Source organism: Enterococcus sp. MSG3290 (genome assembly GCF_050555565.1).
Lineage (GTDB): Bacteria > Bacillota > Bacilli > Lactobacillales > Enterococcaceae > Enterococcus_B > Enterococcus_B faecium.
In genome coordinates, this window is record NZ_CP187862.1 from 939,641 (window position 1) to 953,272 (window position 13,632).

Consider the following 13,632-nt stretch of genomic DNA (forward strand, 5'->3'; position numbering starts at 1 on the left):
CAAAAAAGCAGAGGAAACCGACTAAATAAAAAAAGAGAAGCTGACGAAATGGACGTGTAAACTACTATTTTTGGTTTACTATCTGGAACGCCAGCTTCTATTTTTTATGCTTCAGAAGATTTTTATTATTATAGTATAACTTTTTAATCAGTCTCCCTTTTGGTTCTTTATATCATCGAATTTTAATGCTGCAAGCTTTCCCTTAATTCTGTAATACCAGTAATAGTTGTCAGAACTAGCAGACTGACTAGGTAAATACCACTCAAAAACAAGATCACGGCAGTTAAACTATAATGATCCATCAAAAAACCGATGACGATAGAAGAAAAACCACCAACAGCTCGTCCAAGATTCATAATGAAATTATTCGCCGTCGCACGGATTTCCGTTGGATACAAACTGCTGATTACTGCGCCATATCCACCATACATACCATTGATAAAGTAGCCGACTATCACAGCTGCGGCTACCAAACTCCACTGGCTATGAGCTAATACAAGTAGATAGACAGATAAAGAAGAACAAATCAAAAATAAAGAAAAGGCTAGTTTAGGCCCCATCTTATCCATGATCATGCCAAAAGTCATCATCCCCAAAGACATTCCTAAAATAGTACTTACCATCCACAATGAAGAACCAGAAACTGAAAGTCCTAATCGATCTTGCATAATCGAAGGGAGCCAGTTCATCAACCCGAAATAACCGGTAATTTGGACAGTCACCATGATACTAAGGCCACATGTTTGCCAAGCAAGATGTTTTGTTTCAAATAGTCGGCTAAGTTTGGTTTTCTTTTTGGCGGATTGTATAGATTTGAATTCCTTTGGTTCAGTCAAACCGCGACGAATGAACAATACCATCAGTACCGGAAGTACGCCTACGACATATAGCATCTTCCAACCAAACGCTGGAATGATCAAAGCAGCTAAAATCGCAGCCAAAGCCGCACCAACCTGCGCACCAATACCAGCAACCGACGAAGCTCGGCCAATTTGTTTTTTGGAAAAACTTTCGGAAATCAAGGACATGCATGCACCATATTCTCCTCCTGCTCCTACACCTGCGATAAAGCGAAAGAGATAAACTAAGTAGATATTTGAAGCAAAATACATCAATAAAGAAGCAATCGAAAACAGAAGGACCGTTTGAGAAAATACTTTCACGCGACCATATTTGTCAGCTATGATGCCAAAAAAAATACCTCCAATGAGCATCCCCAAATTAGTGATCGTTGAAATGAACCCCGCTTGCGTACCACTAATATGAAAAGAAGCAATCATTGAAGATAATGAAAAAGCTAAAAACATAATGTCCATATTCTCTAATGCAATTCCCGCCGATGTCGATAATAATACCTTTCGCTGATACTTTGTCATTTTTATACCCCTTTTCCTAAAATTTTCCTAAATTGTTAAAAGTATATCCAAAAAAGAATAAAAAAACAAGTCTTCTTTATTCCGAATAGAGTAGATCCGGCTGATATAGATGATCCAGCTCAGTTTTAATAGAAATGGTTATTGACTTAGAGTACACTTAAAGTTATAGAATAATAAGATACATAAGAGAAGTGGTAAGATAATAAAAGAAAGAGTGATCAAATGAATATCAAACAAGTCAGTGAAGAAAAGGGAATTTCGGCCGATACATTGCGCTATTATGAACGAATCGGGCTGATTCCGCCAGTTAATCGGACAAAAGGCGGGATTCGTGATTATACAAAAGAAGACCTGAAATGGGTCGATTTTACGATTTGTATGCGAAACGCTGGATTATCGATTGAGTCTTTGATCGAATATATTCGTCTATCTAGCGAAGGAGAAGCAACTGTGTCTGAACGACGTAAGCTTTTGATTGAAGAAAGTGAACTTTTGACGAAAAAAATTGCTGAAATGCAAGAATGTTTAGAACGTTTGCAAGGTAAAATCAAGAAATATGATCATGTTTTATCTAGAAATAAAATGGAATGTATCAAGTAAAAAAATCAAGGAGCATCGTTATGGAATTACGCTTGCTAAAATATTTTTGGACAATTGCAGAAGAAGGAACGATTTCCCAAGCTGCAGAAGTTTTGCATCTTACACAACCCACCTTAAGCCGACAATTGAAGGAACTAGAAGAGGAGCTAGGAATAGAACTGTTTGTACGTGAAAATCGTAAAATGATCTTGACAGATGCAGGTTATTTTCTAAAAAGCCGAGCAGAAGAAATCTTAGATTTGACGAATCAAACGACTCAAGAATTCGAGAACAGAAAGAAACAATTATTCAGCGGACGATTTACGATCGGATGTGTGGAAGCTGATAATTCAGACACATTGGCATTATTACTAGAAGAGTTGATCCGTGATTATCCTAGCGTTCAATTTCATATACATAGCGGAACAAGTGATGACATCACGGAGCGGCTAGAAAAAGGTCTGTTAGATTTAGCGATTTTGCTAGATCCAGTAGATACAGAAAAATATGAAACGATTTTGCTGCCAAGAAAGGAAAAATGGGGATTACTCATTTCAAAAGCTTCTGATTTAGCACAAAAAGATGCAATAAAAAAAGAAGACTTTTCCAATGTCTCTCTTTTGATTTCTAAGCGTCCAGAAATACAACGAATGTTTGCAGACTGGTTAGGTATAAAAAAAGAACAGCTGTTGATCACAGGAACGTACAATTTGATTTTCAATGTGTTCTCGCTAATTGAGAATCAGGTAGGAGCTGCTTTAGTCATAGAAGGGGCTGTAAGTAATCATTCAAAGGAAGTGAGATTTGTTCCGCTTGACCCGCTGATTGAAACGAACTGCATGCTAGTCTGGAAAAAGAATCGGATCTTGTCACCTGTAGTCAATGAATTGATCCACCGTTTTAAAGAAGCTTTTGAACAGTAATAACCATTTCTAATCAAGGAAACTCAATAATATTAATTGATAAAAAGGTTGTGACAAAAGTGGTCAGTTTCAGGAAATAAGATGAGATGTACGAAAATAGCTTTTCAAATATTTTATATAATTTCGACTTATTACCTCAAATACAAGCTTTAGAACATCGTTTATTTGAAAAAAGGAGAGTGACATAACTATTGTCACACTCCTTTTTTTATTTTTCATTTTGAATCAAAAAATCAAAAAATTTACACAACTTATTAAATAAGCGCTTACAAATAAAAAAAGGATAGAACGGAATCGGCTATAATAAGCGTTGTTCTGGATTGTAATCATTATAAAGAAATGAAGGTTATAACTTTGGAGGTGTTCGAAAAGAAAAATGGGAGGAGCTTTCATGAAAAGATTTAGAAAAAGTTTGATATTGGTTTTTACGTTGAGTTGCTTGATACAACTTTCTGCTTTCAACCAAGTGGTGTTTGCTGCAAGTGAAAAAAGTAGTGTAGGTATCACTTTTGAAGGAAGCGTTCCGCCAAGTTCAACTGATCCATCCGTACCATCCTCGCAAGATGCTGATAAATCAGCAGATCAATCCAGACAAGAGAAATACCCGAAGACCAATGAGCAACAGCAAACATTTATTACATGGAGTGGAGTATTTCTTTTAGTAGTTATTTTATTATTTATATTTTGGAATAGAAAGAGGAGTAGAGAATGAAAAAAACAATTTTAGCTACATTATTAATCAGCACAACAATCTTAGCGGGAACAGTGGCCGTACATGCAGATGACCTAAGTGGTAAGAGTACAGCAAAAATCGGTCTAACGAAACAAGATCCAGATAATCCAGTAGGCCCGATCGATCCAATCGATCCTGATGATAATCCTCCTTCAAATGATCCAACTGGAAATACTGGGGACTTGCGTATCGATTATATCTCAAACATCGACTTTGGTACTCAAACGATTTCTGGGAAAACAGAAACATATATTGCCGAAAAACCTGCGTCTCTAACAGAATCACAAGTATCAGATTTACGAGGAACTGGGGCTGGCTGGCATTTGCAAGTAAATTACGATACAGAAAAGCCAGGATTTACTTCAGAAGATAAAACATTGAGTGGTGCAGAACTAACATTACCTAGCGGAACTGCTAAAAGTGTTGCAGATAACAAGGCTACACCTCCTGCTACAAGCGAAGTAGTAGTTAATGATACCGCACAAAACATTATGACAGCGACTGCGAATACGAATACAGGATTAGGGACATGGGCAGATGAAATGGACACAGCAAATGTTTCGCTTAAAGTCCCATCAGGTAACTTAGTGGGTGATTACACAGCTACGCTTGTCTGGACTTTATCAGACGCACCAGCTTAATGAAACATTTATCATGAACGAATAAGGAGAGAAGAACAACGATGAAAAAACAAGTATTCTACACATTAGCAGCGACAGTATTGCTATCAAGCTCATTATTAAGCGCATTGAACGTACAAGCAGATGAAACAGAGCCAGCAAAAGATTCTACCACTTCGACAGCAAAGATCAGATTTACAGGAGATAACACTGATCCTGTAGATCCAGTAAACCCAGATGATCCTGATAATCCAGTGAACCCAGTAGATCCGGACGACCCAGATAACCACGGGACTGAAGATAACGGACCTTTGTCAATCGACTATGTCTCAAATATCACATTTGGCACACAAGATATCTCAACGACTAGTCAAGTATATAACGCTGAAAATGCAGAACCACATGTTCAGATCACTGATAAACGTGGAGTAGAAGGCGGATGGACATTAACAGCCGCAGCTACAAAATTTATCGCCAGTGATAAATCCGAATTAAAAGGTGCAGAACTAACATTTAAACATGGAGTAACAGAAACAACTTCTGGTAATGTAAGTAAAGCACCCACAGCAAGTGATTTGATCTTTGATAATACTCAAGCAAAAACAGTTATGACAGCTGGTAACTTGAAAGGTCAAGGAACATGGCTGGATGTCTTTAAAGGAACAGAAGGAAATAACACAAATGTTCAATTGTCTGTTCCTGCAGGATCTGCACAAGCAAAAGAATACACGGCAACGATCACTTGGACACTCACGTCAGGCCCAACTGCTTAGAATGGAGAGAAAAATGAACAAACTTCAATCATTGTTTGTTGCTGCTCTTAGTTTATTAAGTGTTGTAGTCGTGCCACTGACGACATACGCTGATTCGAATGAATCAGCGTACAGCGTCAGTGCGAATATTCCCGACTTTCAAAAAAATAAGAACGTTTCTTATTTTGATTTGCAATTAGGTCTAGATCAAAAAGAAGAGATTTCGATCCATTTAGCAAATTCAGCAAAAGAAAAAGCAACTTTTAGCGTAGACGTTAATAATGCTGCCACAAACAGTAATGGGGTCATTGATTACGGACAAACAGATCTAAAGAAGGACCCTTCTGCTAAATATGTATTGAATCAGCTTGTTACTCCTAAAAATCAAGAAATCGAATTACAAGCTGGTGAATCCAAAGATGTGACTTTCCAAGTTCACATGCCAAAAAATCGTTTCAAAGGAATTATCCTTGGCGGAATACACATCAGCAAAAAAGATAATGTCAGTGAAAAAGTAGACGGGACAGCTATCCGCAATAAATATGCATACGTGATCGGTGTAAAATTGCAAAACGATACAGATGCTGTCACACCTGATTTGAAGCTGAACTCAGCAAAAGCAGGTCTACAAAATTCATATACGACTGTGTTTGCTAATGTACAAAACCCAACACCTGGAATTATCAGCAAAGTCGAATTCGATGCAAAGATCACAAAAAAAGGATCAAAAGATGTTCTTTATGAAACAAAAAAAGAGAACATGTCGATCGCTCCTAATACGAACTTCGACTTTCCGATCAGCTTGAATAAGGAGAAGATCGAAGCTGGAGATTACACGGTAACAATCGATGCCAGCGAAGGCAACACAGATAAAACATGGCATTTGACAACTGATTTTACGATCCAGTCAGAAAAAGCCAAAAAGATCAATCAAGAAGCAGTGACAGAAGATAAAGGAATCCCGTATCTCACAGCTATCATTACAGTCGGAATTTTGTTATTATTGATCATCGCATTTTTAAGTTACAAATTACTTAAACAAAAAAAGTAGGTGAGTCTTTCAAGTGAAATTGAATCAGCCACTAAATAAGTTATATATATTAAGTTTGTTTTTTATTTGTGTTTTAGGAAGTATCTTTTTTCATTCTATTGAGGTTTCAGCAGCAGATTATACAGAAGTGAGTGAGGGGTCGATTCTTGGAGGACATGTTGAAGCATCGATTTCTTACAAAAAAGATCATTCCCCTCATTATACGGCTGTTGGAGATACGGTGACGGTTACGACCACTTTAGAAAAGTTAGATGATGGTGCTTTGCCCGATCAGTATAAACAATCTTCTGTTCTTATGTTGTTCCCTGATAAGACACAAGGCTTAGAATTACAAGGAGAGCCTGAATTTAAATATGAGATAGCAGGGATACAAGATACGGGGAGATTTGTTGAAATAACCAAATCATTACACATTTATCTATTGATGATGTTTAATGCATCGGTCAATTTAGATCACGGTGACCCGCTGACTTACGATGGCCGAATGACAGAGATTCCAATCACCACTGAATATGACGATGGCCCATATGAGGATGGATATGCCTTATCGAATTTATTAGCTCTAAAAGGTTCTAAAGTCATTTTAAGCTATAAAGCGACCGTGACAGAAGAAGCATTGAAGAACGATAAATTTATGCTTCATGCCGCTGTTTATGACAGTAAGGCTGGTAATTTTGACTGGGATCATTTTCTAACAGCATCTATGCCAAGCATTCAAGATCTAAGAGTCTCTTTTGATGAAGCAACTAAAAACAAAAAGATCGATATCAAAGACGATTCTTCTTACCAAACTACTTTAACCGGTTTTTGGGCAGGGGCAAAAGATGATATCCATCCTGTGCTGACAGTAGATGGTAAAGAATTACCTATACCAGATGGTAGTTTTAAAGAGGACGGGACATTCGCGATTCCGATTGATCTGAAAAATGTGGGGAATATCGGAACGAACAATATCCATATCAAGCTTTCTGATAGTAATGGCCAAGTCGCGGAAGACGATGCAGTCATTACACTTGCCCAACCATTTGTTCCACCACAAATCAAACTTTCTGATTCTTTGGCAAATGCTACTGTCAATGTTTTTCCAACAGATCAGTCATTGACGATCAATGGGGAATGGAAGGATAAAGACAGTAATACGGTTACATTGTTTTATAAACTAAATGGTCAAGAAAGAGTCTTACAAGACAACGTTAGCAATACAGCAAAAGACTCATGGCTTCCTTTTTCACAAGATATATCTCTTACAGATTTGAAACTTGGCGATAATCAAGTAGAAGTTTATGCTAAAGATGCAGAAGGTCAGCTATCTAATCACGAAAGTTTTAAAATCATATTGAATCAAGGAAAGGTAAGCTTTAAATCGATCGATCCGGAGATCCAATTTCAAAATATGGTTATTTTCGGTAGCACTGTTTATTCTTCACCACAAGCAACTGTTGGGGTAGTTGTAGAAGATACGACAGGAATTACGAAAGATTGGCAGCTTAAAGTCAAACAGACCTCCTCTTTTTCTGACGGAACAAGAGAGTTGCCTGCGCAATTAACTTATCTAAATGGCGAAGAAAAATTGCCAATAACGAATAGTTCAGCAATAGAATTACCAGTAGTCCAAAACAATACGACAGATTATTCTTTGCATCAAGATGCGAACCATCAATTCCAGTTAGCTGTTTTACCAGGTGCTTATGCTGGTGAATATCAGTCACAGTTGGAATGGACGATCGAAACAGCGCCATAATAATAAGAAGGGGAAACGCGGCTGTTTTTCCTTCTTATTTTTGTTATGATAAGGACGAAAGGGTGGGGTTAGTTGATGGAGTCAATCATGTTTGTTCTTGTTGCTTATTTAAATTTGTTTATTTGGATGAGTATGTTATTTAAAGGAGCGTCAAAATGGCGATTCATCTTATTTTATTTGGGGTTGATGATGGCTAATATGTTCTTTGTTCCATATACGTCATTTTTCTTTGCAATCGCTTATGTTGTGACATGCTGGTTCTTGTATCTTTTGGTAGAAAATATTTTTTTATCGGTCCTGCTACAGAATTTTCTATTGAATGTGATAGGTATTTCCTTTTTCTTAGCAATCGATATTCCAAGATATTTGGGATTTTATACAAGTTATTTGAACCTTTCAGTAGAGCTAGCGTTAGCAGCTTGCTTGTTTTCAATCATCAGAAAAGCAGACCAAAAATATGATATATTCGATTATTTCAGCGGTTACACGAAAAAACTGAAAGGACTGACAGTTTTATCCGTTGTTATTTATGTGCTGATTTACATCTTTCATTTAGGTATTAGTTTTTATTCATTGGATTACATCCTTACTTCGATCATCACACTTTTATATAGTATTTTTTATACGGCTTTTTTTATTGTTTTTATTATATACAAGAAAAAGTTCCAAGTGATCGAACTTTATTTGAAAGACAATCAGGAGACAAAAGACTACTACGAGAAATTGGATGATTTCCGTCATGATTATTTGAATTATATTTCTGCATTGGAATACAGCTTGAAGAATGACAGTCAGGAGAATTCTATCAAGCTATTGACACATTTAAAGGATTATTCTTTAGAAGCGATCGATGATGCCAGGCATAATCCTCTGAAGCGAATCGGCGATCCAGCGGTACGCGGGCTTTTTTATCATTTTATGGAAAAAGCAAATCAATCAGGTGTTTCTTATGATATCCAAGTTCTAAATATCATCAATAATATCAAAGCAGATTATATCGATGTTCTTCGTCTTTTATCTATCGCACTGAATAATGCCATTGAACATTGTGATAAAACAAGAAAAGAAGTGCCCGTCAGTATCACGATCAATCAAACAAACGAACGGTTTTATTTCAAAATCGAGAATCCAGCTGATATGTCATCAACAAGTTTATCTAAGTTGATGAAAAGAGGAAGCTCAATGAAAAAAAATGGGGGGCTCGGTCTTTATAACTTCTCGAAAATCACGGATAAATATCTAAACGCCAATTACGGGATCAAATATTTAAAGCGCACGAAAATGTTTGTCTTGGAATTAGCAATCTATGAGAAATCTATCAGTAAAATTGTTTGAATAGCTAGTAAAGTAGCCTATTGAAGTTAAAACGGGCAGGACAGAGATGTCCTACCCGTTTTGATGTTTGAAAAAAGGAATCGTCAGCTGTTCGTTTGTTTCAGCTGGTCAATATGGCGCAATAGTTTTTTTACACTAGAAGAACTTAAAAAAAGCGTATCTTTATTTTTGAAATGGACTTCCATCATTTGTTTATCTACTTCTTTGATATTGAACGGGTTGATAGAAAAACTTTTCAGGTCATTAAAGAAATGATAATTTTGAAATTTTTGTTTGATATTTTTCATTTTATCATGAATAACGAAGTTCTCGTTTGTTCCATAAAATTCTAATGTGGAGCGAGAACCATTGATCGTTGAAATATAATTGACTTCGTCTGGCGCAATCAAAAAGACTTTTGCGGCACCTTGCAGTTCAATGATAGAGGACGATTGTTTATGAGCTTCCAGTTTTTCTAAGAGAAGTTGTTTCAATGTTTGCGCAACTTCATCTAGGTTCGTTTTATCAAGGTAACAATCGGGACGAATCTGCTGATTAATGATTTCTAATCCGCGTGTATTATCATTTGATAGGAAGATAATGGAGCATTCTGGGTTTTTGTTCCGTATTTTTTTAGCAAAATCAATACCGCTATGCAATGTCTTCAGATCAATGTCAATAATAAACAAATCAGAAGAAGAAAAGACCAGTGTATCTAAGCGCTTATAAATCGTTTCCAACTCATTGTTCGGGAATATTTGAAGAGAGATGACACTCAGCTCTTGATGTTTCATTAATTCTTTCTTAAATAGTTCCTGATGAAACAAGTTATCTTCAATGTAGTAGATTTTCATGATTCGATTCCCCTAAGACAGATTTCATTACGGTTAGTATAACAGATTTTTTCTATAAATTTCATCATATAATTGATATTTGTTTTTTTATTAATTAGAGAATATATCATTTTATCTTTTTAATGGACGGAATAAGCATAATGTTGATCGCGATATTCTCTTGGCGTAAGGGAAGTTGTTTTTTTAAAGACTTGAATAAAATGGCTTTGACTCGCAAATGAAAGCAATACGCTGATTTCTTTATAACTCTTGTCCGTAAAAAGCAATAAATGTTTACTTTCATTGATCTTCCGTTCTTGGATATAGGAGTGGATCGTTTGTCCCATTTCTTTTTTGAATAAAGCAGAAAGATGTGTCTTGTGCTTATCAAATGTCTCAGCTAGCTCGTCAAGCGTTACACGATCGTAAATATGACTGTCTATATAATTGATCAGTTGCTTGACTAGCATGGATTTATCGGCTAGAGGCTGCTGATGGATCAGTTGCATGAAACGATAAGTCGCTTCTTTCATATATGTGTGCCATTCACTAGAAGAATGGATACGGAACAAGCCTTGGATCAAAGCATCAGATAAACTGAAGGCCTGATTAATCGGGACTCCTTCATCGATACTAATACGCGTCAGGATGGCAACGAAAGCAGAGAACTTCAGCTTCAAACCTTCTAATTCATTTTCGGACAATTCGACATGATACGTTTCTTGCATCTTTTTGAAGAGCCAATCAATCTTTTCTGGCTGATTCCGTTTGATATACTCCGTGTATCGAAGCTCGAATTGATAAGAATCAAAAGTGGCTTCTTGCATCCGGCGGTCGTACAAACTGTCCTCTAACCGTTGATCCGTGGTAGATCGCTGCTTGATTTCTTTTTGGTAAACCCAGTGCAATTCCTCTTTTTTCAAGAGTTCGTGTGTTAGAAAAGCATAGATAAGCTGGACGAATTCTTCAAAAGCTGCAGTTGTTTCTTTCGTATAGTGAATACCATAGTGATAGCTATGTCCTTTGAAAAGGAAAGTATCAGGGGATTCTCCGATCATACCGCAAGGGCCGATTAATAAGGAATAGGGCTTGCTGTCTGTAATAAAATCCAGTTTAGCAAACATAAAAGGAAAGTGATTAAATAAACATACGGATTGATTCTCTTTAGGCGAAATGAATTTTTCCATGATAGGCTGTATCTCCCATGAAATCTTCGGGTGGCAAACTTCGCCGCTTGAATCGAATAAAACCATGGGGATCAGATATTTTTTGTATAACAAATCCATTATTTTAGAAATCGCTGTCTGTTTCAATTATTTTCCTCCTGTCTATCCTTTTTCTTCCATTGTATCGCAAAAATAACATGTTGAATATTAATTTTTTCAGGTATCTCTCTTCTATTTTTATATAAAGTCTTCTTTTGTTGTATAACAAAGAAAATTTTATCGTTATAATTAAAAGTGTAAAAACGGTTACAAAAAAGGAGAAAATAATGGATGAAAAACAATTAAAGCAATTAGTCGATTCCTTGACAATAAAAGAAAAAATCGCACAAACTGTCCAGTTGAACGGCGACTTATTTACTGATAGCAATGTGATGAATACCGGACCAACAAAGGAATTAGGCTTTCCTGATGATTTTGATTTAAGTCAGATTGGTTCCATTTATAATATAAATGAACCTGAAAAACTAAAAAAAATCCAAAAAAAAATAATGGAAGAAAGGAATAAAAAAATTCCGCTCCTCTTTATGTCAGATGTTATTTATGGTTTCCGAACCATTTTTCCTATTCCGTTAGCACAAGCTGGATCGTATGATTTTGACTTGATTCAAAAAGCCGCACAAGAAACAGCGAAAGAGAGTTATTTAAGCGGACTGCATGTTCTATTTTCACCTATGCTTGATTTAGTAAGAGATCCTCGCTGGGGACGGGTGATGGAGTCTCCGGGAGAAGATGTGTATACTGCAAAAGAATTTGCTAAACACGCTGTCCAAGGGTATCAAGGAGACAATCTCCAGTTGATTGACAAATACCGAGTGGGCGCATGTATCAAGCATTTTGCAGGATACGGGGCTCCAGAAGCTGGGAGGGAATACAATACGGTCGATATGTCCAACCAACGTCTCTTCAATGAATATCTCGCTCCTTATCAAGCGGCAGTTGAAGCCAATTGTTTGCTAGTCATGACCGCGTTCAACGTTTTGAATGGCGTGCCTTCTACTGGTAATCGCTGGCTTAATCGGGATATTCTTCGAAAAAGGTTCGGCTTTAACGGCGTACTGGTATCTGATTATGCGGCTATTGAAGAGTTGCAAGTACATGGCTATGCGAAAGATCAAGCAGATTCAGCTAAAAAAGCATTAGAAGCCGGTGTGGACTTCGATATGATGACTTCTGTCTATGCCAATTCTTTAGAAAAATTAGCAGAAGAAAATAAAGAGATCTTGCAATTGTTAGATGAAGCAGTGTGGCGGATCTTAGATTTAAAGAACAAACTTGGACTATTCGAAGATCCTTATCGTGGGCTTGAAGAAGAGAACACGGGAGAAATCCTGACGGAAGAATCGAAAGAAATAGCAGTCAAGTTAGTGGAAAAGAGTTGTGTCTTGCTGAAGAATGAGGATACACTTCCATTAAAAAAACACCAGAAAATCGCAGTTATCGGTCCTTACGGCAAAAGTCGTCTGACGATTGGATTCTGGGCTTCTGTCAGTGGTAAACCTCAAGATAGTATTCCACTAAAAGATGGACTAGAACAGCATTTTTCAAAAGAACAGCTATTATTTGCAAAAGGATTCAACCTGTTTGATTCTTATGAACCATTTGGACCGTTAAAAGCTGGAATTGAACAACTGAATGGAACAATCGAAGACGAAGAAACATTATTCCAAGAAGCATTGGAAACTGCTGAAAAATCTGACGTGATTTTACTGACGATCGGAGAACAATTTTTAGAAAGTGGAGAAGGAGCTTCTAAAACTAACCTTCGATTGCCTGAAAAGCAAAAACGGTTGATCAAAGCGTTAGCAGCATTGGGCAAACCAATCGTGGGGATTTTATATACCGGACGTCCGCTTGTCCTAACGGAGATCGAACCTTATTTCTCTAGTTTGCTGCTCGTTTGGTATCCTGGAACGATGGGAGGCATCGGTATTGCCAATCTTCTTGCAGGAAAAGCAGCGCCAAGTGCTCGACTCAGCATGACTTTCCCACGGAGTGAGGGACAGATTCCAATCTATTATGCACATGCTTCAACTGGCCGACCTTTAGAAACAAGTACGCATTCCACTCGCTTTGTGTCCAAGTATATTGATGAATCCAATGAGCCACTGTTTGCTTTTGGCACTGGTAAAACGTATGGAAAAGTCGAAGCAAGCTGGCAGGAGATACAGGATCAAGAAGATAAGTTGCAACTTGTTTATGAAGTAATCAATCATTCAGCAAAACCAATAGAAACAGTTATCCATATTTATGTAAAGGACAAGACAGCTTCTATTGTGCAACCAGTTAGACGGTTGATTGCTAGTCAAGTCGTTTCTATACATGCAGATGAGAAAAAATCGATTAACTATACATTATCAAAAGAAGCACTTATGTTTTATAACAATCAAGGGGAAAAAATTTGGGAGTCTGGCGAATTTACTTTTTCTCTCTCGACAGTAGATTCAGAAGATGACCGTACAATTCAATTATAAAAAAGGAGAAGAA

12 protein-coding genes are annotated in these 13,632 nt (G+C 37.0%); 9 read left to right on the forward strand and 3 right to left on the reverse strand.

Annotation, left to right across the window (positions count from 1 at the left end; genetic code table 11):
• Window positions 1-182: 182 nt before the first annotated feature.
• Window positions 183-1,376, reverse strand: coding sequence for an MFS transporter (locus IGL31_RS04365; RefSeq protein ID WP_086299767.1), 1,194 nt, complete (start codon window positions 1,374-1,376; stop codon window positions 183-185).
• 222 nt (window positions 1,377-1,598) lie between these two features.
• On the opposite strand from IGL31_RS04365, the gene IGL31_RS04370 reads away from it, so the two are divergent.
• From IGL31_RS04370 to IGL31_RS04405, 8 genes are all read left to right on the forward strand, one after another.
• Window positions 1,599-1,976: a MerR family transcriptional regulator gene (locus tag IGL31_RS04370; RefSeq protein ID WP_002331512.1), complete on the forward strand. Its 378-nt coding sequence runs from the start codon at window positions 1,599-1,601 to the stop codon at window positions 1,974-1,976.
• Window positions 1,977-1,996: 20 nt separating this feature from the next.
• The gene (locus tag IGL31_RS04375) at window positions 1,997-2,878 is read left to right on the forward strand and encodes a LysR family transcriptional regulator (RefSeq protein WP_002331511.1); all 882 of its coding nucleotides are present in this window, start codon (window positions 1,997-1,999) and stop codon (window positions 2,876-2,878) included.
• Window positions 2,879-3,269: 391 nt separating this feature from the next.
• Window positions 3,270-3,590: an LPXTG cell wall anchor domain-containing protein gene (locus IGL31_RS04380; RefSeq protein ID WP_086299766.1), complete on the forward strand. Its 321-nt coding sequence runs from the start codon at window positions 3,270-3,272 to the stop codon at window positions 3,588-3,590.
• Complete coding sequence (locus IGL31_RS04385; protein ID WP_086299765.1) at window positions 3,587-4,252, forward strand: WxL domain-containing protein; 666 nt, start codon at window positions 3,587-3,589, stop codon at window positions 4,250-4,252. The genes IGL31_RS04380 and IGL31_RS04385 overlap by 4 nt, the downstream gene beginning before the upstream one ends.
• 41 nt (window positions 4,253-4,293) lie before the next feature.
• The gene (locus IGL31_RS04390; RefSeq protein ID WP_086299764.1) at window positions 4,294-5,004 is read left to right on the forward strand and encodes a WxL domain-containing protein; all 711 of its coding nucleotides are present in this window, start codon (window positions 4,294-4,296) and stop codon (window positions 5,002-5,004) included.
• A gap of 13 nt (window positions 5,005-5,017) precedes the next feature.
• A complete protein-coding gene (locus tag IGL31_RS04395; RefSeq protein WP_086299763.1) occupies window positions 5,018-6,034 on the forward strand; it encodes a DUF916 and DUF3324 domain-containing protein in 1,017 nt (338 codons plus the stop codon).
• 13 nt (window positions 6,035-6,047) lie between these two features.
• A complete protein-coding gene (locus IGL31_RS04400; protein ID WP_086299762.1) occupies window positions 6,048-7,775 on the forward strand; it encodes a hypothetical protein in 1,728 nt (575 codons plus the stop codon).
• A gap of 75 nt (window positions 7,776-7,850) precedes the next feature.
• Entirely contained in the window at window positions 7,851-9,110 is a 1,260-nt protein-coding gene (locus IGL31_RS04405) for a GHKL domain-containing protein (protein ID WP_086299761.1), read from the forward strand.
• An 83-nt stretch (window positions 9,111-9,193) separates the two neighbouring features.
• Here the strand turns inward: IGL31_RS04405 and IGL31_RS04410 are convergent, their stop codons facing one another.
• Both IGL31_RS04410 and IGL31_RS04415 read right to left on the reverse strand, forming a co-directional pair.
• Window positions 9,194-9,943, reverse strand: a complete 750-nt coding sequence (locus IGL31_RS04410) for a LytR/AlgR family response regulator transcription factor (RefSeq protein ID WP_002306297.1) — start codon at window positions 9,941-9,943, stop codon at window positions 9,194-9,196.
• 119 nt (window positions 9,944-10,062) lie between these two features.
• The gene (locus IGL31_RS04415; RefSeq protein ID WP_086299990.1) at window positions 10,063-11,208 is read right to left on the reverse strand and encodes a helix-turn-helix transcriptional regulator; all 1,146 of its coding nucleotides are present in this window, start codon (window positions 11,206-11,208) and stop codon (window positions 10,063-10,065) included.
• A gap of 206 nt (window positions 11,209-11,414) precedes the next feature.
• Here IGL31_RS04415 and IGL31_RS04420 point away from each other — a divergent pair, with 206 nt between their 5' ends.
• On the forward strand, window positions 11,415-13,619 hold the full coding sequence (locus IGL31_RS04420; RefSeq protein ID WP_086299760.1) for a glycoside hydrolase family 3 N-terminal domain-containing protein: 2,205 nt from the start codon (window positions 11,415-11,417) through the stop codon (window positions 13,617-13,619).
• Window positions 13,620-13,632: the final 13 nt, after the last annotated feature.